The sequence below is a fragment of the Bradyrhizobium macuxiense genome, from assembly GCF_007993935.1.
In the GTDB taxonomy this organism is placed as follows: domain Bacteria; phylum Pseudomonadota; class Alphaproteobacteria; order Rhizobiales; family Xanthobacteraceae; genus Bradyrhizobium; species Bradyrhizobium macuxiense_A.
In genome coordinates, this window is record NZ_VITY01000023.1 from 69,189 (window position 1) to 89,284 (window position 20,096).

Here is a 20,096-nt window from a genome sequence, read left to right on the forward strand (position 1 = left end):
TGGACCCAATGGACTGGAAGGGCCCAATGGATTGGAGGATTGATAAGACCTTGAATCTTCGAGGAGAAAATTCCGCCCCTTGCCGTTGTATTGAATCGGAAAAATCCCTAAGTCACTGACGATAAATATGAATTTTCCGTTGCCGATGATGGATTAGCGAGATTTCAAGAGTTCCAATGTACAGCGTGTGACTTCCGGCTCAATTCCTGTCGTTCGCTGCCGGCCTCACAAATTGACGTCCTTCCCCGTCGGGCCTCGCGATGTGCGCCGCGACGAAGTGGCCGGCGGCTAGCCGCTGATACTTCTTTGGATATCTGACTGAATCACCTATTCCCAGGCAGGTGTATTATACTTGCACCCTCTCTAGGCGCATCCGCTGATCAGCAGAGCCAACAAACGCCGGCGGGCCTTCGCTTGTCCGATCAGCCTCTCACTCTATGCCCAGTTGCGGTGCGATTTGTCCAATCAGGAATTCTGAGCCCGCCTTTGTGAGATGGATGATATCTCTTGCCATGATAGCTCCATTGACATGCGTCAGGCATTTGTTGCCAAGGCACAACGCGTTTCTTGCGGACACATACTGGACACCCAGCTCAGCGGCTATGGCGCTCATGGCTTTGTCGCCTGCGTCGCCGTCGACAAATTGGGAAATCCGTTCGGGAATGATCTCTCCGCTTCTCCGAAAATAATCCACAGCGGCATTCGGAAGGCCGCCCCGCCAAACGGGGACCGGTCCTAAAATTATGATCCGGGGAACGCCGGCGGCGCGTAGGGCGTCAATGGTCGGCCTGGTGGTTCCGATCCTATCGTTCACGTCCCAAATGGCATGAAGCACCACAACGTCCGGCTTGATCTCTGAAATGCGACGTACGATCTCCGAGTTTTTTTTGAGGCAATACTCGCTCGCAGAGTGCGCTGGAACCAAGAGCGGGTGACAGGAGCTTACGGAAAGCTGCGCGAATCCGAATTCGCGATCTTGCTGTAGCTTTCTAAATCCAGGAACGAGCGCTGAGGCCGTTGAGTCCCCCCATATCGCGATCAGTGGCCGCTTACTCTCGGAACAATTGCGGAAGTCGCCATCTTCGCCGTCGAGCAAGATGCATTCATGTACACGCCAGGTGCTCACGCCATCGGGCGCGCTAATCATGGCCTGGAGCTCGTCCGGAAGGTCTGGTGCCTTTGCAACGGCGGCATATAGCCCGAACAGCCCTGCCGCTGCCATTGCCGCGCCTGTAGGCAAAATCGTAGCTCGGCGTCGCAACGGCCTTTCTACCGCGAAAAAAGTCAGCACCGACAGGGCGGACGTCAGCACAATCGCGACCAAGCCTAAAGTATCGTTAAGCGGTCGGAAAAGGTAAACCTGCAGGAATACGAGAACGGGCCAGTGCCACAGATAGAGGGAATAGCTGACGAGGCCCACGCCCACAAATAGTCTAAGCGAAAGAAAGCGGTTTACGAAAGCTCGCTCGGACATGATCACCAGCAACGCGCCGGTGACGGGAAGCGCGGCCGCCCAGCCAGGGAACGTCATCTTGTCCGTGAATAGAAAGAATGAGGCTTCAATAGCAACCAGGCCAACGATCGCTGCCGGCTCTCTTATGGCCCTCGGCTGTGAGGGTAGGAACGTTAGAAGTGCGCCGGCCATCAGCTCCCAAGCACGGGTGAATGGCAGATAGAAGGTTGCAGCCTGGTAGTCGCGGACGAGCGTCAAATTAAGAGCAAACGACGCAATGAGCGCGATGCCCACTGCGACCGGCATCTTGCGGTGCGGGAGGGCCCATAAGATAAGAGGCCATAACAGATAGAACTGCTCCTCAATGCCGAGGGACCAGAGGTGCAGAAGCGGCTTCGAATGTGCGCTGATGTCGAAATAGTTGACCTCGGAAAGCAACATCAGGTTGGCGGAGAACAGCGCGCTCGCGACTGCGTTCTTTCCGAGTGAATGCAGCTCGTCTGGCGGCAGTAGATGCAGTCCTGCAAATTCGGTGGCCATCAAGACGATGATCAGGGCGGGAAAAATTCGTCGGATGCGCCTTTCGTAGAACGTTGCAATGCTGAACGTCTTGTCGTGCAGCTCGGACCTCACAATTCCGGTGATGAGATATCCAGAGATGACGAAGAAGATATCTACACCAACGAACCCGCCGGGAAGCGCCTCGGGAAAAGCGTGAAACAGGATGACGGCCGAAACGGCAACTGCTCTCAAGCCATCGATGTCGGGTCGGTAAGCAGGTTTCATGCGGATTATCGGATCGCTGGAGACGGGCAAGCTGCGGCTTCGATGGCAGCGAAGAGGGAGTTGGCCCATTTCTGGTAAGCTGCCGGTGCCAGGTGGACACCATCGAGAGTGTGCTGGCTCCCAAGCGAAGGGGACGGCGTGAATGCGGGGCCCATGATTTCTGCGTAGGTTCTGTTCTCCATTGCGATTGTGTTGTTCAGCGCGGCGCTGTTCTCAACGAGTGGTCCGGTCTCTGCTTCCGAGATGCCGAACGCTGCGACGTTGGGAGAGATCTGCCGGATTTGTTTGAGAAGCTGGATGAGGTCGCTCTCGAACGTGTCACTGCCGCCCAGCGCATCGTTCATACCTAGGGCGACGACAACCAGAGCTGGGCGGGTGCCATCAAGGAACTCGAGGCCGGAAAATCGGAAGTCCAATAGCTGGGCGCCGCCAATGCCAGCATTCACCACGGGATGTCCGCAAATCGCGCTCGGAAATGTCGCGGCTTCAATGAGGCTGTCGCCAAGTACCACGATCGGCGATTCAACTCTCGTCAACTGCTGAGCGATGATCGCTCGGCGAACATCCGCATGCACATGATAGTGCACTGGCCTTGTGGCTTCGCTGAAGCGTTTTCGTATGCGCTGGAGCTCGGAGAACGATGCGCCGAAGGCGACTAGGAGAATGGCGGATATCAGCCAGGGCAGGGCACGCTTCATTTCGCGCGCTGCTTAGCATCACAACCCAAGATAGACAATATCTAGAAACGATCTAGTAAAATTTAGTAATACTTTACCGCACAGCAAAGCATCCGCTGGCCTCGCCGCGGGGACTTCGATCGAACGAAATCTCTTAGGAAAGAAGTGTTGCCGCGATAGCGACAATCGGACTAGACGAAAGTCTCAACAAAGGCCTTCTTGTTCGATTCCTATCTGCCATGCCTATGTGAGAGTAGAGAGTCCATTCCGGGTACAGTGTCACCGCCGCTGTTCAGTTCGTCGGTTGCGCTGATTCCCGGATTTGCTGAGCATCTGCTCGGGACCTTCAATAGCTATCCGTCAGCGGTATGTTCGAGGGCGGTCACAAGTACCGCTTCGGCGACTACAATGTGACACCGCTGGCAGGCCTGAATTTTACCCCGTACTGGATGAATGGCTTCACCGAGAACAACAACGGTGCGCCGGGCATCATCGGCCTGTCGTTCGCGAGCCGCAACATCAACTCCGTTCCGACCTTCATATGGTGGGTTGGATTGGTACGGTCGTCGTGCAGAACGTGCTGAGTTCGATGCTGAATTCGCATCTCTTCGATTTTACAGAAGGTTGGATCTACGTCGCGGGCGTTGGTGTTGCCGCTGGCTCGGTCGGCCGCATAGCCGCTAACATCCCACGGCAGGGCAATGACCTTGCGGCGTCGTCGCGCGCCGTGGCTTGCCTGCAGTTGACGGCATGAATGTCGATTACCTGATCCAGCGTCTGATCGGTCGCGCGACTTGCCGCTTGCAGACAGACGCAGCGCTCGGCCGCCGTGCCAGGATCAGGAACATCCGCGGCAGTTCATGTGATACCCGCGATGGTGCCTGACGGCATCATACTGTGGGTTCGGAAGCTGAGCAGGCGCCAGCGACAAGTGTGCCGAGGTTAAGGGATGCATCAATACATACTGGTTGCGCGTTTCTGTCGCGGCGGTTGTCGGGGTACAGTTGAGCCCGGCCGCGGCAACCGAACTTTGGGAAATCGACTTTACGTCGTCTCACGGCGGCGGTCAGTTTCTGATCAATCCGGCAAATTTCACGATTTCCGTATCGGTCGGATCGCCGAGCTCATTCTCTATTGTCGGGACCTGCATCAGCGTCGACGGCGGCGGACTTTTGGGCCAGGTCCAGTTTGGTAACGGCAGCGCCTCGGCAGGCTCCTGCACGCCGGCTGCATGCAACGTGACGTTCACCTCGACGCCGAACGTGGTGCCTGGCCTCGGGAAGTATATTCCGCTCTTGCAGCTGAATTTCGAGCGCATCTGGGTTGACTGGAGTACCCCGGTCCGAAGCAGATCCAGATGTTCTTCAGCACCAATCCCAATACGCCGAGCTTCAACTGGAACGATTGCCAATGCAGCGGTTTCCGACCCGGAACAGATTCAGGATGGCGGCTTGGTTGGTCGTGATTGAGTAGAGGCTGCACATGAAGGTAGGAAAATTCTGCCAAGGCTAGTTTTGGGGCCCCATGCTGCGCTCGATCAGTGGCGTGCGCTTCCCGACTTTCTTGCGGAGCGATTTGTTGTTTGCGCCGGTTTCTGACTGAGATCGCGGAAAGAGGTTATCGCGTTTTCATTTTGCGTCGCCAGAGGGAGAGCGTTAATCCTGCTGCATTCTTCTCGCGATGCACGCAGCCTGCCATAGAGAGCTTCCATAACGGCCTCAAGGCTGTCGAGCCTCATTCGACTGAAGAGACGATCCGACACGCGTAGCTTCTTTCTGTCCTTCGTCAACGGAAGCGCAGCGGTTGGGAGAAGGAAGTAGTCGCGAATGCGGCTATTGCCACTGTCCATACGAACCAAAAGCGTAAGTTCGGCCTTATTGTACTTGAGCTTCCGTACCTCCCATCGGCGAGACCTGGTGTCACCGTCCGAAACGGCGCGCGCCACTGCTACCGATACAGTCAATCCTCCGGAAATCGTAACAAGGTACAGCTCGTGCAAAAACGAGGCGTTCACGCCGCGCCCCCTAAGATTGATGATGATATCATCGACGACCGAGCAGATCGTGCGATCAATTTCGACTGCGATCTCCATAAAGCGGTACCGATTGCCGGGCCTGTAGCCAACTAGTTCATAGGCTTTCATGAGCGACCCAAATCTGTTTGTGTATACAGCGGGGTGGCGCACGCCCTTTGCCGCCTGGATGATGTGCACTGACAATCGGCCCTTTCGTCGCAGGAGAGCCGCCAAACTATCGAGCAACTGCTGATCAGTTTCCTTCTTGTTGTTTGCGACTTCAGCGAGCCGCTTTCGTGCCCGAGCGAAAAGACCGGGATCGACGATACCTTCGAAGGCGTTGTCGTGGCGTATCCACATTTCAGGCGGGTTCATGACACGTCGCCCGGCTAGCTTCATTGAGCTGCGATTGAAAACGATATGACCCAAATAAAGCTCATTCGCGAGGAGATTGCTGATAGTCAGCGCGGTCCATCGTTTCCCGCCGGGACTTGCTAGGCCTTCAGCGTTGAGCTCCTCCGCAATTCGCGTCCTATTTTTCTTCTGAATCACGAACGACGAGAAGATGCGACGGACAATCTTGACTTCCGAGCTCGGTCCTCGGACGAGAGCGACCCGTTCTGATTTCAAGTTTTTCTGCTGGCCACGCTCCAGCACTCCCTTACGCTTGCCGTTTGCGTCGACGAGCATCCGACGCAGCCCATAGGGTGCCGCTCCGCCCCGCCAATATCCTCGGTCGACGATATTCGACTGACCCATAAATGCATTTCGCGACAGGTCCCGGCTGAAGCCAGCAGCTCCCGCGCGCTTCAAGTTCTTGAGTATCACTGATGACAGGCTGCCATCGTTCTCGAATTCTTCGGAGCAATAGTGAACCGATATTCCCGCCCGTGTGCAGATGAACTCGTAGAAGGCGCTTTCGTCAGTGTCTTGAAAACGCCCCCAACGGCTAATGTCGAAGACGAGGACACAATCAAAATCCGACCGTCCACTGTCGACGTCATCAATGAGTTGCTGCAAACCTTTACGGCGGGCAATGGTAAGACCGCTGCGCCCTGGATCAGAATAGGTGCGTACGATTTCCATACCTCGGCGTGCTGCGTAGACAGCGATGGCGGCTACTTGAATTTCGATCGAGTATTTTTGAGGATCGGACGACATCCGCACGTATTGTGCTGCGCGAAGCGTCGGAGGCGACTGCTGACGCGCTTGAACGGCGGGGGTACTTGCAGGCTTTCGTCCGCGCGAAACCGTTGCACGTTCTCTGAATTTCGCAGAAGATGATCGTGGCCTGGGCACCGTCGAAGACCTGCGATATCGATGCAACCGTGCAACCGCCGCAGGTCGGTAATGCCGACAATGCCCACATGGTTCCTTGGAAAAGCCGGGACGAGCAGGCTTATCCCTGCGGTTTCATTCCCAAGCGTTGGCCGCAAATGCTGCCATACATGCCCACGACTCCGCCGACGCATATCTGGTGTTTGATCTCGCCGCTTACTCGTCAGCCGTGACGCCCGACCAATTAGCAAGTCGTCTGCACCATTCCGCCAATCCGCCTCGATTGGCATGTGATTGGCGGTCGTAACATTCGGCCCAAGGCGATCCACCGGGTTGAGACGCCAGGTGCCCCCCGCGCTGCTGCAGACGGCGCCTATCGCCTGAGCGGTGGACGTCGAAATACCCCGCCAGAAACTCCACTTGGCGGCCATTTTTCGTGCCATGATAGTTCCCATGGTTGCCGGAGAGGGACACGGGGAGATACCGGTCACGGCCCAGCCGATGCGGCCACAGCCGCCGCACGGTCTGGACGCGCACATGCCACGATGGCTATTGCAGGCGGTGTCCAGCGAAGCCGAGCCGTTGCGGCCATGGATCAGACCGCTGCGGGCCACGGCGCTGTTTGCCGATATCTCCGGCTTCAGCCGGCTGACGCGAATGTACCAGGACAAAGGCGATGAGGGAGTTGAGGAACTCTCGCTGACCATCAGCGAGTATCTCGGCCGCCTAATCGACTGCGTGTTCACATGGGGCGGTGATATCGAGAATATCTACGGCGACGCGATCCTGGCATTTTGGCCAGAGACCGTGCCTGATCCGGTGGCGGCTACGCGCCTGGCGCTCGGCTGTGCAGCCGACATAGTCGGCCGGCACGACAATCACGTTGCACCGGGCGGCGTTGCGTTGCGCATTCGCGTCGCGGTGGTAGCAGGCGATCTCTGCGCCGTGCAGGCCGGCGGTGGGGACGGAGAGTGGATTTTCATGCTGGGCGGCGACTGCCTCGGCGAGATTTCACCGCTGCTCCAGCTCGCCCAGCCAGGGCAAGTAGGCGTTGCCAGTGCGATCCGCGCTGCGCTGCCGCTCGTCCCGGAGATTGCGACGCCGCGGCTGCTGAACGGCCTGATCGGCGCATCGCCGACGCAGGTGGTGCGCCCAGCCGCGCCGCTCGCTGCAGAGGCAGCACTGGTGCGCGCTTTCCTGCCCGGGGCGATGCGCCGTCGTGGGTTGCTGCGTTCGGAATGGCTGGCAGAATTCCGCTGGCTGGCAATGCTTTGCGTCGGTATCCCCGGGCTGCGCTGCACCGCCGCCGACGATCTCGCGGCCATTCAGCAGGCCGTGCATTCGATCCAGGATGAGGTCGCCCGGTTCGAGGGCGCGCTGATCCGTGTCTCGGCCAACGACAAGGGACCGATGGCGATGATCGCCTTTGGCCTGCCCGACCAGGCTCACGACGACGATGCCGTACGCGCGGTGCGCGCCGCACAGGAAATTCAGTTGGCGCTTGCTCGGCAAGGGTCGCATGCACGGTGCACGGTGACGTTCGGCCTGGCCTATTGCGGCGTGGTCGGGAATCGCAGTCGGCACGTCTATACGACGATGGGCGATGCGGTGAACCGCGCCGCGAAGCTGCTCGATCAGCGCGATTTGCCGGCGCTGCTCTGCGATGCGGCGATCGTGCAGATGACAAGCCAGCGCATCGTTTTTGAACAGGTCGACGCGAGCATACTGAACGGCGTGGCACTATTCCGCCCGATTGAATATCGGCATGCGGCAGCGCCGGTGGCCGGAGCGTTGATTGATCGGGTGAGTGAACGTGCCTGGCTGCGGCAGCGGCTTAGCCAGCTCGGTACGCCGATTCAGCGCCCGGTGGTGCATGTCGACGGACCGCCGGGGATCGGCAAATCGGCTTTGGTCGGGGCGCTCGCCGCAATGACGGAGGGCCAGTTCCCTTGCTTGCGTGGTGCCGCCGACCCGCTGGCCGGCATTGCTGAGCCTTTTGCGGCCTGGAGCCCGGTGTTCGCCGCCGCCTTCGCCGCGGAGGTCATTGGCCCGGAGCTATGCGAAGCACAGCTGCGCACCGCTCTTGGGCGGCAGGGGCTGCCGCAAGACCATGCAGCGCTCGCCAGCGTCGTACTACCGGCAATGCGCGCTCCGGCGCGTGCTCCGCCCTACCTGCCGCCCGAGGATATGGCGCGGGTCACTTGCGAGACACTCGTAGCCCTGCTGCGCGATCGGATCGGCGGTGGCGTGCTGATCGTCATCGAGGACGTGCACAGAATGGACTCCGCCTCCTGGCTGTTGGCGGGCCATGTTGCGCGCTCGATGCCAGGCGTACTGCTGGTGCTGGTGTCGCGATCGGACACGGTGAACCCGTTGTCGGGCATGCGCGCGCTGGCGGCGAGCATTCCGGTCGAACGGCTGGTGCTCACGCCGCTCGACCACGATTCTGTGGCCGACGTCATTGCCGATGCACTCGGCTGCCGCGAGATCGCACCGGAATTGCTCGGGGTCATCCAGGAGCGTGCAGCTGGCAATCCCTTGTTCGCACGCCAGCTCGCGCTTGCGCTGCGCGACCAGGGGGCGCTGAGCCTGCGCGACGGGATCTGTCGACTGGCTGCGCCGTCGGTCGACGCGGCCTCGCTGCAAATACCGGAATCGATCCAGCGCACCATGGTCGCGCGCGTCGATCGGCTGCCGGCCGAACTGCAATTGACCCTCAAGGCGGCGAGCGTCATCGGCATCAACTTCTCATTCCGCGCGCTGACCGCGGCGCTCGGCGCAGCGGATCTGGGCGCCGACGAGTGCCTGACGCGGCTCGTCGAGTTCGGCATGATCGGCGTGCTGCGTCCCGGCGCCGATCCGCTCTACGGCTTCGACCACGCGCTGACCCAGGAGGCCGTGTATCAGCTCCTGCCGTTCGAGCAGCGGCGCCGGCTGCACACGACCGTAGCCGAATTCTTCGAGGCCGAAGCCGAGGGCAATCGTCCGGCGCCGACACTGCTCGGCCTGCACTGGAGCCGAGCGAATCGGCCCGACCGCGCGTTGCCCTATTGGGAGACGGCCGGCGCGACCGCGCTCGCGGGCGGCGCCTACCACGAGGCCGTGATGGCGCTGGGCGAGGCGCTCGGCGCGATCACGGCGATCGAGACCGCACCGGGCGCGGCAGCGATCGACGCCGATCGTGCCGGGCAGTTGCACCGCTTGCGCGGGGAGGCGCTGATGTTTGCAGGCGAGGTGCCGCAGAGTATCCATCACCTGACCAGCGCCCTTGCGAAATTCGGCTTCCGGTGGTCCGACCGCGTGCTCGGCAACTTCTGCACGTTCGCTCGCCACGCGCTGATGCAGACGATGTCGGAATGGCGCCGGCCGGCGGATGCAAGAGACGTCTTGCCGCAGCTTGTGGCGCAGGACGGCGCTACCGACCGTGTACGCCAATCAGCGCTCGCATTGGAGACGCTGGGGCAGGGGTTCGGCCACCAATCGAAGCTGGCGGCGATGGCGACGGCGACGCTGGCGGCGGTCAACCTGTCGCAGCGCGCGGGCGACGGCGCCATTTATTCGCGGTCGGCCGGGCTGCTCTCCCTCGTGTTCCTGCTGTCCGGCATGCCGGGTCTGGCCGAACGCTATCTCGCCCGCGCACGGCGCACGACCCCGGACCTCGATAAGCCGCACGATCGGCTGATGACGATCGAATACATCGCGCTGTTCCTGCTCACGGCCGGGCGGCTCGCGGAGGTCGAGACGGAACTACGCGGCATGCTGGAGCTGGCTGCAACTTCGCACAACCGCCGCCGCCAGCTCGACGCCACGTCGCTGCTGATCCTGACTCTCACGGAAACCGGCGCCTACGTCGACGGCGCGGAGCTCGCGGCACGGTTCGTGGTGGAAGCGGATCAGGCGAGCGACCCGCAATTGCGTTGCTGGGCGCGACTTGAGGCGGCCGGGCTGGCACTTTGCAGCGACGACATCGGCATGGCGGAGCATCGGCTGTTCGACGCCAGCGATCTTCTCGACAGCGTCGGACGCAACGAGCGGATCTGGACGCTGGGACTGCTGGCGCTGGTGCATCTGCGGCGTGGGCGGAGCGACGAGGCGTTGGCGCACGCCCGCCAGGTGATGGGCGCACTAGCCGATTGGCGGTCGCTCGGTTTCTATGTCCAAGCCGGCGTGTTCGCCGCCGCCGAGGTATTCCTTGATCGCCTCGGCACGGGCGGCCGGCTGAACTTTGCCCAGCACTTGGAAATCTGGCGGATGATGCGCCGGGTCAAGTGTTTCGGCATGCGCCAGCCATTGACGCGTCCTAGAGCGCAGCTCGTGCTTGCACGCTACGCTGAGCTGCGCGGTCGTGGTGCTCAGGCCATGGCGCTAACGAAGCAGGCCGCGGCGGAGGCCGCGCGCTTGCAACTACCGGCTGCTGGCGTCGCGGCGCGGGCAGCGCTGGAGCGGCTGAAAGCATGATCGGACGAGGCGATACCACCTGTCCGCGCCGCAATCAGATGTCCTTCTCGCCGGCAATGCGCTGGGGCTGTCCGGTGAGCGCGCGGGAGACACGCATCCCGGTGATCACCGTTGCCTCGATGCTCGAGATGTTCACACCGGAATCGGCCCATTCGCCGGCGATCGAGAGGTTGTCGAAACCGGTCTGGCCGGGCTGAATTCGGACCGAAGCGGTGTTCGCCTTGGCGATGACGTAGCGCTCGGTCGGATCGGTATTGGCGCGCCAGTACTGTGCCTTGAGCCGGTCCTCGCCCCGCAGGGACGGGTCGGCGTAGAGGAGATCGTATTTGAAACCCGCTTCGTCGACGGCGTTCGGCCAGAGCGGCGCTGCATCGGCGCTGAGGAAATCGCGCAGCCTGGCATAGACCGCGTCGTCGCCCGGGGCGGTCTGTTTAGCCAGCGGACCGCAAGTGTAGTTCAGGTAGCGCGGGGCATTGCCGGCGGGCCACGCTTCGCGCGGCAGCAGGTGAGAGAAGTCGACAAGGCTCGACCATGGCTCAAAATAGCCACCGAAAATCTCGGGCGTTGCATCCATGCCGAGCTGGGCGCGGTCGGCGGCGAACCACAGCTGCGCGGCCTGGGTATCGGCACTATCGAGCCCGCCGATCATGGCCTTCCAGCGGGGATCGGTGCTGAGTTCGTGCGTCACGTCCGGCAGGACGTCATACGAGATGCCAAGCACGACATGGTCGAAATCGACGCCACGCGCGAGAGAAAACTCTCCGCCGGTGTCGGTCCAGCCGCTGTTCCAATGCTCGATATTGGCGCCGGATGCGCTCAGCGCGGCGCCGTCGGTGATTTGCCCGAACAGCGGCGTGGAGGGCCAGCAGAGGAGATCGTTGACGGTGATGAGCGGTTTGTACGCGGTACCGTCGGGGATCTGGACCTGGCGGCTGAACGTCATGCCTGCGATCGACTTGAGGTCAGCATCGAGTTGCAGATTGGTGAGGCGGTGGAAAAAGGCGAAGCGCACGTTCCTCTGCTTGAGCACGAGGTAGAGCGGGGTGAACACCGTGTCACCCATCCCGGCCTGCATTTCGAGGATGATCGGCCCGGCATAGTCGAACGCGATGCGTAGTATGCAGCGCAACGCCACGCTGGCGGCGGCGTTCGGCTGCTTTGCGTCGCCATCGACATAAGAGAACGACGCGTCGTAGAAAGCTTGCAGGCAAGCCGAGAAGAAAGCGAGCTTGTCGGCGAGAGGTGAATCGCCGGGCTGGTCGAATGAGGTGTGCTTCGCAAGCCAGTCGCGCATCTCGATGTTTTCGACCGCGTCGAAGCCTTTTTCGTACAGCTGATCGTCGAGCATGCCGCGGGCGAAGGTGATGCCGAGATAGGCGAGAATCCAGAGCCGCCGTGCTGCGTCATCCTTCGGTAGCTCCAGCTCCAGCAAAGGGAACAGCATGCGGGCGACAACCCGCATTATGCCCGAGAGCACCCCTGCCTGACGGCTGGCGTCTTCCGTCCCCGGCTCGAGGAATTGGATCCGCGCTTTCGCAAAATCCATCAAGTGCTGCGCCGTTTGATTGGTGACCCCGGCGGGCCCGGCCATCGCTGCGATCGCAGCAGCTTCCTTTGGGTGCGCGGTCTTGGCGAAATCGGCGACGCGCAGTTGCTCGAACCCGGGGATGCCGGCGACGTGGCCGCTCAACCAGCCGATCAGCTTGCGCAGCAGGCCGAGCACGGTGAGGCCGTCGATCAAAGGCAGGTCGGGACTATCGATGGTCCAGGGGTGGCACTCTCCTTCGATCTCCTCCAGCAGCACGAGGCGTCGTTGCGGCTTGAACGCGTCATCGAACGTCGCCAGCGGCGCACCCGGGGGACGCCCGAGCTCGGCGTAGCAGCTCCGCATCAGCGCGATCGCGTTGTGATAGGTGCCGAACCAGATATGCAGTCCGTGCTCTTCGATGCGGCCGTTGCGCTTCTGGTTGCGACCGCTGGCGCCCTTGCCGCCGAGCCGCCAGCCCATCGTGTAGACTGTGACCTCGTAGCGTCCGCCGAGACTGGGATCGGTCAGCCAATAGGCGGCGGTCAGTGCGCCCATGCCGCCGCCAACGATGGCGATTTTTTGCCGCGTCGCCGGAGCGCCTATGCCTGCCATAGCACCTTGCCGTTATCCAGTTGCATGTCCATCTCGACCCGCATTCCAAGACTGGTCTGGGTCGCCGGCGCGAGCCCGAGCGCGGCGGCGACGGGCGTGCTGTCGAGCGTCTTGAGGTCAATCGCGTACTGATCCTCGAAGCTGACGCTGATCAGCCTGGTGACGTTGTAGCGGGCAAGCGTGACGGCCTGGTAGCAGGCGCGCGTGCCGTCGGCGATGTCGCGAAACTGCTTGAGGAAAATCTGCGGCAGGCTGCCGGTGAGAAAATCGGCGAACGCGGCTGGCGCGATTGTTGCGCCGCTGGCCGCCGCCTGCATCGCCGCAGCGAGATTGCGTGCGGCTGCCTTCGGGTCAGGCCAGGGCAGGCCGAGCGCCGGGTGGGGCGCCGCCGCCGCCACGCGCCGCAGGGTGATGAGGCACTGCTGGCCCCAATTTGCGTTTGGGCTGAAGCTGGGGCAGCCATAGACATCGGCGGAAAACCCGGCGCTACCGGGGTCGTCGGGCATGCCGATCTGTCCAGTCTGTTTGAAGAAGCCGTAATTCTCCCGCCCCGTCATCAGCGCCACTGGATTGTCGAGGAACAGGAAAGGCATGAACAGGGCAAAGCCGATTTCGACGGGAATTGACCCATTGAAGGTCGTGAATATGCCGGGGATGCCGAACGAAAGCTCGCGCTCGGTCGCGACGCCGCGGTTGGCGTAATTGACGAAGACCGAATGTGGGAATTCGGTGAAGCTCATGATGACGCTGGGCATCGGCGTGAACCGCACGCGCCCGCCGCTGGGCGTGGCGATCAGGCGGTCGCACAGCGTCTGCAATACGCTACCGTCGGCAGCGAGGTAGAACGCGGACATTCGTACGTTGGTAAAGGCAATCGGCCCGGGTAGTGTCTGGACGCTCGGATAATCGACATAGGCAGGCAGCGCGCCTGCCGGCTGTGGGTCAGGCATGGTCAGCTCTCGTCGAATGGGTTACGCAGGATCGGGCGCGGATCGCCGGTGATGGCGTTTGCCGCCATCAGCCCGGACATGACCGCGCCCTCGAAGCAGCCGAGATTGAGCCCATAATCGGTCCAGTCGCCGGCAAGGTAGAGGTTGGCGTAGCCGCTGGCACCCGGCTGCAGCCGCGTCTTGCTTGAGCCGACCAGCGTCAGCACATAGCGATCACCCGGATTGATTGCCGCCCCCCAGTATTGAGCTTGAAAGCGGAGCGGGCCGGAGCTGGTGGCGGGGGCGGTGAGCGCCGACCAGTCGAAGCCGTTGGCGCTGGTGAGCGCGGGCCAGAGCGGCGCCGCGGCGTTGAGGAATTGCTGACCGCCATTGGCCACGACCGCTGCCTCGGCGCCGGGAAACGCATGATCGCTGGGCGGCGGCGCGGCGCCCAGTTGCACCAGCGGGCCGCACAGAATTGCCATGTGAACCGGCGCAGGTGCGGGCCAGTCCTCGAACGGGATCACCTCGCTCGCATCAAGCCAGGTGTCTATCGAGGCACGGTCGTAGCCGGTGACGACCGGCGCGGCGCCCGTGCTCCAGCCGGTGTCGCGGTTGAGCCATACCTGCACGCTCTGCGTCCGCACGGTGCTTGAGCCGGCTAACATCGCAAGCCAGCTGGGCTGGGTGAGTTTCGTGGCGAGATTGCCGAGAGCTCCTACAGGGATTGCCAGCACGACCGCGTCGAAATCTCCGGCCGAGCGCGATAGAATGATCGGCGGCACAGGGTCTACCCAGGGCGTCCAGAAAGATTCAAGGTCGATGTGGCCTTCCCGTAGCGCGTCGCCTTGGACGAGCTGGTTATAAAGCGGCCGGTCTGGCCAGGCGGGCACGCCTTTGACGTTAATCAACGGCTGATATCCGCCAGGGTTCGCCGTCGCTTGAACGCCGATGCGAATGCTCTCGATGGTACCGTCGGCGGCCGGGATCAACTCATCGACGCGGTGAAAAAAGTTCACGGTAACGCCGCGCTGGACAAGCACCTGATACAGCGGCGCGGCAGTAACATCGCCGGTGCCGGTACGCATCTTGTAGGACGGCGCGCCGCGATAGGAGATCAGCCCCTTTTGCGTGAGAACCGCCGAACCAGCCTCGACGTTGCCGGGCACATTAACGTCCCCGCCAGGATAGGCGAAGACAGTGTCGTACATCGCCCGGACGATTGCCGAGTTGGCAGTCTCAGACAGAGCGCCGTGCCGCAGTAACCACGCGCGATATTCGAACTCGTTGGCTGCGGCGACCGATTGACGCGTCGGCCAGATCAGGTTGTCGAGGGCCATGCCGATGGCGGTGGCAATGGCGAGGTCGGCCAGTATCTTCAGCCTGCGCCACGAGACCGATTGGCCAGCGAGCCCTGGCCTTGCTGCCTGAATGGCACCTTGCAGCTGCTTGAGGCCGTGAGCGAAGGGGGCGGTGCCGGCCTCGCGTCCCTCCGGACTGGCCTTGATCAGTGCGTCTGCCTGCAGTTTCACCGTCGCCAGCGTCGAGAAGATCAAGGCGCTGTGGAGCGCATTGGGGCCTGGCGCTTGCTGCGCGACAAGCTCGGTGGCGTTTCGCTCGATGATGCCCATCAGCGCGTCGAGGGCCTGCGCCTGTGGCTGGGGCAAGCCATCGCCGGGTCGGCCGGGCAAGGTGGGAAGGTCGATCACCCAAGGCAGCCAAGAGCCGTCGTCTTGCTGCTCCATCGTGGCGAGGCTGTTATGGGCGACCAACGCATCCTCAATGGTCGGAAATACCCGCGCGGGATCCGCCGCGAGCGCCGTGTAGGCCTCGCGCAGTACGGCGAAAGCGTTATCATAGAAGCCGAAGAAGATATGTGGCCCATGCTCTTTGGTGCGCAGCGCAGTATCGAGATCGCGCCCGCTTGCGCATTTGCCGCCAAGACGCCAGCCCAGTTGGTGCAGCGTAACCTGGAAACGGCCCCCGTGCCTCGGGTCGGACAGCTCGAAAGCAGCCGCCAGTCCGGCCACACCCCCGCCCAGCACGGTGACCTTGACCGGTCGCACTCCGGTATCGGCCCCCATTCGACTGGCCCCCCTTTGCGATCCGTTTCGGAGCTTACACTATTGGCGTCTCCATGGGTGCGGAATCTTTGAGAACATCAAGCTCGCTTCGTACAACGTGGCTCGGACCGTACATGGGCCCTGGGTTCGCGAACGCAGCTGCATGAGCCCGAAATCAGCTCGCCTGGTCAGAACGTCCGCGAGCAGGGACTTGAGCGCTGGTCTGCTGTTAAAGTGCAATCCACTCCGCGCTTCGTCAGCATATTTCCGAACGATCTTGAGGCTGCGAGCAGCGGCGTATGCTGCAATCGCCGCCTCTTGGTTTAGCGTTGAGTAATCCTGCTTGTCCGTCGACATACGGACGTACTGTGCGGCTCGCCTAGTCATATCAGAGCTACGCTGATCGTCTCGTCGCACAACTGAATCGTTGGCCATCGGAACGTGCCTCCGCCGGGCGACCGTCAACCGATAGGAACTCTTAACAGAAGCGGTATTCGTCGCCAATTAGGCGGTGACGATCCTGTCCTCTTTTTCTTGACCTCGCATGACGATCTTGAGGACGTTGTCCGGCAGTGGCCGTTGCAGCGCCTTCACTTCGTCCCATGGTGCGCGCATCCAGACGTCGCGTTCTTCGTCGGTGGTGAGAATGACCGGCATGGCCCTGGGGTGAATAGGCTCGACGACTGAATTCGGTGCCGTTGTCAGGAAACCGTAGACGTTGTGTGGTCCAGGGATAGGTTTGGACTTCGTCCCACGGTCACCCCTGAACTCGGTCCAGATACCGGCGAAGGCTGTCAGTGGTCGATCGTCGTTAAGCGCGAACCAGACGACGTCCTTTTTCTTGGTCTCGGGGTTAGGCTCCGGCGCGTACTCGGCAAAGCTGTTGAACGGGACCAGACAGCGGCTTTCCGGCTTTAGCCAAGCGTGCCAGTGCGGTGAGGAGGTGTTGCGGATGTTGGTCACCGGCGGCCCGCCTGTTCGCAGCGGCGGGGGCATGCCCCAGCGCATCAACACGATCTCGCGTTCATCACCTGTGTTGCGTATTACCGGAGCGGGATAATCAGGGAAGACACCCGGCATGGGAGCGAGGTTGCCGACATACCGGTTGACCACCCGAAACAGGTTGAGGATCGCCGCCTGGTTGGTCGTGATGCTGTAGAGATTACACATCACTCAAACATGAGGCGTTCCGGCTTCGTCGTCGAGTGCCTTGTCGGCTGTGCGGCCTTCGGCCATTGCCTCGATAGTCTCAATAACGTGTCGTCGCGTTGCGCGATCCTTGATCGTGCGGAATGCCCGCAGCAGTCGGAATATTTCTGCGGCGTCGCGAGCGAGTTGCTCTTTTGTCAAACGTGAATCCTCGCAATGTCGACCGCTGGAATGGGCGTTGAATCGAAAAGGACCGTCCCTGGGGCGGTCCTTTCCGGCCGGCTGCAATAGGCCTGTCAAAAATCAAAGGTGAAAAATGCTCTGCAAATCACGGAACCAACGGCAGAGATTGCATTACGGCCGTCCTATCCTCTCAGAAATCCGGATCAATACGGTGTTCTGGTCGTCGAACGAGCCGTAGTGTTTGCGACGGCCCGCGGTCTGCGGATTCGGTTTTTGATCCGCCCGCATTGGCACTGTCATCGCTCCTCAAGCAACAGTTGTGAGGCGATGACGTCGCCTGCGACGACGGTCGGGGCGCGCCAAAATGGCACTGCAAATCGAGAGCGCGCTCAATCCTGCTTGGTTCTGCGAGGTCGGCTGCGGGCATATCCCCTCGAACTCGCTGCATAAGCCTCATTCAATTCTGCCTCCAGCAGTCCTTTGGCGACGATCAGCGCTCGCACCGCGGCGCGGACGTCTCCGTCACAGGCCATGATCACCTGATCTGCAGCAGCATCCAGCGGGTCGATACCCTGAGGCGCGTTTGCATCGGTCTGCATGGTTTGACTTCCAGTTGGCGGCTACAGTATGTTCTTGTTATGTTCTTTTGTCAATTGTGCGATGCTCATGCGTGCCGTCGCTCGCGCAGGCAGTGTCGAACTGTCGGGGACACCACCGTTGGGGGCTGAGACAGTGCCGGATGGCGCGGGACTGGCGATCCAGAGCGATCTTGCGCGCCGCTGGTCGCGGGCCGGGCTCTCGTGAACCGTGCCGCTTCGCGTCACGGCCTCACGGCTTCGATCCCTCGCGCCGGATCAGGACCGCGTTGAGTGCACTATGCGGCAACAACTGCAGAGCTGCTTTTCCCGCTCGCGACTGCGATGGCTTTGGCTTCACGATCGAAATTCCTGCGCAAGGCGAAATACAAGCCGAACTGAAAACACGTCTGCCTGGCCAAATGCCGACCCTCGTACATCAGTTTTTTCGACCGCCATGCGGTATCTCGCTGCGCGAGTAGGTGCGGTTGCTGCAGCGTCAAGTTGTCACACGACTATCGTCGCGTGCGTCGCAATTGTTGCAAGTTCCGCTTGCACCCAAGCTCAATTCGAGCTCGCTCAAAATTGCCTGCGTTCGAAATACGAGCTCATAAGGCATTGCAATCACCGCGATTTGGCTAATGCCGTGACCATATCTGAGGTTGCATGGATGCAGCGTTCGAATCCAATCGCGCGGTTTCCCGAAAATTCGAGTCACAATTTAGTTCGATTGTCTCGCGAATCCGTGTATCGGCGATTTAAACAACCTTAGGCTTTGCCGCCCTAGTTCGTTTCTGGACGCGACAATGCGTCTCGACAGAAACTGGGCAGGTGCAATGATGAAGGCTGTTTTTAGTGCATTCTTGAGGGATGAGTCGGGCGCTACGGCCATTGAGTACGGGCTGATTGCGACTGGCATTGCGATTGCGATCATCGGGGCAGTCAGCGGTGTTGGCACCAACCTGAAGGCGACCTTTGAGAGCGTTAAAACGGCTTTGACGTCCGGCTAGTGATAGCCTAGCGCGACCCTCTTGACCAAAGCGTTCTCAGCGCACCGTGGCTGGTCAAGGCGTTGCACCGGGTGTCCTGTGTCACCCGGTGCGTTTGCCCAAAAGATAAACCGATCAAAGTCTGCCTTGGATCAAGCCCAAGAAGTAACCGGGCGTGAAGTCGCCCGACCAAAGGCAGTTCAGGTTGCTGGAGTGCGCGCCCCAGCGTCGGCGCGGTCATTCGTGAATGCCTAGAGCAAAAAGGCCAGAGGTCAATCTTGCAAGGCGGTCGGCGCGCGGAAAATGTCCAAGGGCCACACGCCGACATCCGGTGGATGCCATGGATGGTCCCTAGACCCTTATGGAAAATCGGTCGAACGCGGTGAGTGTCTGGGTCCGTATCTCGGCGTCTCTTTGATAGATCGTTCCCTGGAGGTATTCGATTTCGGCAGCCTGATCCGGTTCATCGACGTCGATGTACCAGGACCGCGGCCGGCCATCGGCGCCATCGCTCCAGCGATAGTCGCGCCGCTTCAGTTCGTCCTTGAGCTCGAACGGCGATTGCTCGGCCCAGATCCTGATCGTCTTGCGGCGGGCCCGCTCCAGCAGAACAGAAAGCACGGTGCGGTCGAGCTGGGGCAGGGTGATCGCGAGGATCTCGAGCAGCGCCAGGCAATCGTCGACCGCCCGGTGCGCCTCATGAAACAGCCCGGCCTTCATCAAGAGATAGGACAGGCGCGACCCCTCGAAACCGTGGCCGCGCCATTCGACCTCGCTGACCGAGCAGGCCCAGGCCTTGTGCGTGAACAGCGGCGCGTAGCGCTCCATGAACTTCCGATCGAAGCTCGCGTTGTGCGCGATGACCACGACCGCATCCGCGGCGAACTTCCTGATGCGCTCGTCATCGAGGCTGTGACCCTCGACCATCTCGTCGGTGATGCCGGTCAGCGCAATGATCTCGGCTGGAATTGAGATCGATGGCTGGTTGAAGCAGCTGAAGGTATCGATGACCCGGCCGATCCTTCCATCCGGAAGATAGGTGAACTTGACCATCCCGAGCTCGATGATCTCGTCGCGGGCGGTATCGAGCCCGGTGGTTTCGACGTCGAGCAGGATCGCGGTCTTGGTCGATTGCCCGCTGCTCGGGGTGAATTCGGAGCGGGGTACCAGCCGGCGCAACACCCGGTAGTCGGGGGATTGCTCCAACATGCCGGCGATCTCGGCGAGGGGCGGTTGGACGGTCATATCGAGCGGCGGACGATCATTTTGGTTGAAAGCTCGCCAATCTACCCGATCGGACTGGCCCCCGCATCAGGTGCCTGTGGATAGGGTCTTGGGCGGGTGGATAGCGCCCGAGCAGCGGGACAGCCTTTCTCGCTTGGAGCTGGCAGGGGGCGGAGCC

General features: G+C 61.3%; 16 protein-coding genes and 3 pseudogenes. 5 read left to right on the forward strand and 14 right to left on the reverse strand.

The genetic code is table 11. The features are described from left to right. Positions 1 to 430 precede the first annotated feature (430 nt). Entirely contained in the window at positions 431 to 2,239 is a 1,809-nt protein-coding gene (locus FBZ93_RS38710; RefSeq protein WP_167529432.1) for an acyltransferase family protein, read from the reverse strand. Between the two features lie 5 nt (positions 2,240 to 2,244). Beyond that, complete coding sequence (locus tag FBZ93_RS38715; protein WP_146992918.1) at positions 2,245 to 2,937, reverse strand: SGNH/GDSL hydrolase family protein; 693 nt, start codon at positions 2,935 to 2,937, stop codon at positions 2,245 to 2,247. A gap of 347 nt (positions 2,938 to 3,284) precedes the next feature. On the opposite strand from FBZ93_RS38715, the gene FBZ93_RS38720 reads away from it, so the two are divergent. Both FBZ93_RS38720 and FBZ93_RS41605 read left to right on the forward strand, forming a co-directional pair. After that, the gene (locus FBZ93_RS38720; protein WP_146992920.1) at positions 3,285 to 3,500 is read left to right on the forward strand and encodes an autotransporter domain-containing protein; all 216 of its coding nucleotides are present in this window, start codon (positions 3,285 to 3,287) and stop codon (positions 3,498 to 3,500) included. Next, a pseudogene (locus FBZ93_RS41605) lies at positions 3,467 to 3,670 on the forward strand (hypothetical protein); the annotation flags it as partial. The gene FBZ93_RS38720 and the pseudogene FBZ93_RS41605, both read left to right, overlap by 34 nt. Before the next feature lie 312 nt (positions 3,671 to 3,982). On the opposite strand, the gene FBZ93_RS38730 reads toward FBZ93_RS41605, so the two are convergent. The 3 genes and pseudogenes from FBZ93_RS38730 to FBZ93_RS38740 all read right to left on the reverse strand — a co-directional run bounded on the left by FBZ93_RS38730 (position 3,983) and on the right by FBZ93_RS38740 (position 6,229). Further along, on the reverse strand, positions 3,983 to 4,327 hold the full coding sequence (locus FBZ93_RS38730; RefSeq protein WP_146992924.1) for a hypothetical protein: 345 nt from the start codon (positions 4,325 to 4,327) through the stop codon (positions 3,983 to 3,985). Then, positions 4,320 to 4,400, reverse strand: a pseudogene (locus FBZ93_RS41610) (SOS response-associated peptidase); the annotation flags it as partial. The gene FBZ93_RS38730 and the pseudogene FBZ93_RS41610, both read right to left, overlap by 8 nt. Before the next feature lie 53 nt (positions 4,401 to 4,453). Further along, the gene (locus tag FBZ93_RS38740) at positions 4,454 to 6,229 is read right to left on the reverse strand and encodes a recombinase family protein (RefSeq protein WP_349643280.1); all 1,776 of its coding nucleotides are present in this window, start codon (positions 6,227 to 6,229) and stop codon (positions 4,454 to 4,456) included. On the opposite strand from FBZ93_RS38740, the gene FBZ93_RS38745 reads away from it, so the two are divergent. Further along, on the forward strand, positions 6,217 to 6,441 hold the full coding sequence (locus FBZ93_RS38745) for a hypothetical protein (protein ID WP_146992928.1): 225 nt from the start codon (positions 6,217 to 6,219) through the stop codon (positions 6,439 to 6,441). The genes FBZ93_RS38740 and FBZ93_RS38745 overlap by 13 nt on opposite strands. 304 nt (positions 6,442 to 6,745) lie before the next feature. Continuing rightward, positions 6,746 to 10,666: an AAA family ATPase gene (locus tag FBZ93_RS38750; protein WP_167529433.1), complete on the forward strand. Its 3,921-nt coding sequence runs from the start codon at positions 6,746 to 6,748 to the stop codon at positions 10,664 to 10,666. A 34-nt stretch (positions 10,667 to 10,700) separates the two neighbouring features. Here FBZ93_RS38750 and FBZ93_RS38755 read toward each other — a convergent pair whose 3' ends face one another. The 8 genes and pseudogenes from FBZ93_RS38755 to FBZ93_RS38780 form a co-directional block, all read right to left on the reverse strand. After that, positions 10,701 to 12,470, reverse strand: coding sequence for a hypothetical protein (locus FBZ93_RS38755; protein ID WP_246667831.1), 1,770 nt, complete (start codon positions 12,468 to 12,470; stop codon positions 10,701 to 10,703). 93 nt (positions 12,471 to 12,563) lie between these two features. After that, a pseudogene (locus tag FBZ93_RS42080) lies at positions 12,564 to 12,806 on the reverse strand (NAD(P)-binding protein); the annotation flags it as partial. Next, positions 12,794 to 13,756, reverse strand: a complete 963-nt coding sequence (locus tag FBZ93_RS38760; protein ID WP_146992933.1) for a hypothetical protein — start codon at positions 13,754 to 13,756, stop codon at positions 12,794 to 12,796. The pseudogene FBZ93_RS42080 and the gene FBZ93_RS38760, both read right to left, overlap by 13 nt. Positions 13,757 to 13,758: 2 nt before the next feature. Further along, positions 13,759 to 15,819, reverse strand: a complete 2,061-nt coding sequence (locus FBZ93_RS38765; protein ID WP_146992935.1) for an FAD-dependent oxidoreductase — start codon at positions 15,817 to 15,819, stop codon at positions 13,759 to 13,761. A gap of 39 nt (positions 15,820 to 15,858) precedes the next feature. Further along, the gene (locus tag FBZ93_RS38770) at positions 15,859 to 16,233 is read right to left on the reverse strand and encodes a recombinase family protein (protein WP_146992937.1); all 375 of its coding nucleotides are present in this window, start codon (positions 16,231 to 16,233) and stop codon (positions 15,859 to 15,861) included. Between the two features lie 69 nt (positions 16,234 to 16,302). Beyond that, entirely contained in the window at positions 16,303 to 16,968 is a 666-nt protein-coding gene (locus FBZ93_RS38775) for an SOS response-associated peptidase (protein WP_146992939.1), read from the reverse strand. A 3-nt stretch (positions 16,969 to 16,971) separates the two neighbouring features. Next, positions 16,972 to 17,148: a hypothetical protein gene (locus FBZ93_RS40990; protein ID WP_167529434.1), complete on the reverse strand. Its 177-nt coding sequence runs from the start codon at positions 17,146 to 17,148 to the stop codon at positions 16,972 to 16,974. A gap of 371 nt (positions 17,149 to 17,519) precedes the next feature. Beyond that, the gene (locus FBZ93_RS38780; RefSeq protein WP_146992941.1) at positions 17,520 to 17,729 is read right to left on the reverse strand and encodes a hypothetical protein; all 210 of its coding nucleotides are present in this window, start codon (positions 17,727 to 17,729) and stop codon (positions 17,520 to 17,522) included. 815 nt (positions 17,730 to 18,544) lie between these two features. Between FBZ93_RS38780 and FBZ93_RS38785 the strand changes: the two genes are divergently transcribed. Further along, entirely contained in the window at positions 18,545 to 18,715 is a 171-nt protein-coding gene (locus FBZ93_RS38785) for a Flp family type IVb pilin (protein WP_146992971.1), read from the forward strand. Between the two features lie 330 nt (positions 18,716 to 19,045). Here FBZ93_RS38785 and FBZ93_RS38790 read toward each other — a convergent pair whose 3' ends face one another. Further along, on the reverse strand, positions 19,046 to 19,939 hold the full coding sequence (locus FBZ93_RS38790; protein ID WP_146992942.1) for a 3'-5' exonuclease: 894 nt from the start codon (positions 19,937 to 19,939) through the stop codon (positions 19,046 to 19,048). Positions 19,940 to 20,096: the final 157 nt, after the last annotated feature.

Bases quoted from the DNA above. Each gene is read 5' to 3' on its own strand.
- FBZ93_RS38710 (WP_167529432.1), bottom strand. From the start codon at position 2,239: ATGAAACCTGCTTACCGACCCGACATCGATGGCTTGAGAGCAGTTGCC.
- FBZ93_RS38715 (WP_146992918.1), bottom strand. From the start codon at position 2,937: ATGAAGCGTGCCCTGCCCTGGCTGATATCCGCCATTCTCCTAGTCGCC.
- FBZ93_RS38720 (WP_146992920.1), top strand. From the start codon at position 3,285: ATGTTCGAGGGCGGTCACAAGTACCGCTTCGGCGACTACAATGTGACA.
- FBZ93_RS38750 (WP_167529433.1), top strand. From the start codon at position 6,746: ATGCCACGATGGCTATTGCAGGCGGTGTCCAGCGAAGCCGAGCCGTTG.
- FBZ93_RS38760 (WP_146992933.1), bottom strand. From the start codon at position 13,756: ATGCCTGACCCACAGCCGGCAGGCGCGCTGCCTGCCTATGTCGATTAT.
- FBZ93_RS38765 (WP_146992935.1), bottom strand. From the start codon at position 15,819: ATGGGGGCCGATACCGGAGTGCGACCGGTCAAGGTCACCGTGCTGGGC.
- FBZ93_RS38770 (WP_146992937.1), bottom strand. From the start codon at position 16,233: ATGGCCAACGATTCAGTTGTGCGACGAGACGATCAGCGTAGCTCTGAT.
- FBZ93_RS38775 (WP_146992939.1), bottom strand. From the start codon at position 16,968: ATGTGTAATCTCTACAGCATCACGACCAACCAGGCGGCGATCCTCAAC.
- FBZ93_RS38780 (WP_146992941.1), bottom strand. From the start codon at position 17,729: ATGCAGACCGATGCAAACGCGCCTCAGGGTATCGACCCGCTGGATGCT.
- FBZ93_RS38785 (WP_146992971.1), top strand. From the start codon at position 18,545: ATGAAGGCTGTTTTTAGTGCATTCTTGAGGGATGAGTCGGGCGCTACG.
- FBZ93_RS38790 (WP_146992942.1), bottom strand. From the start codon at position 19,939: ATGACCGTCCAACCGCCCCTCGCCGAGATCGCCGGCATGTTGGAGCAA.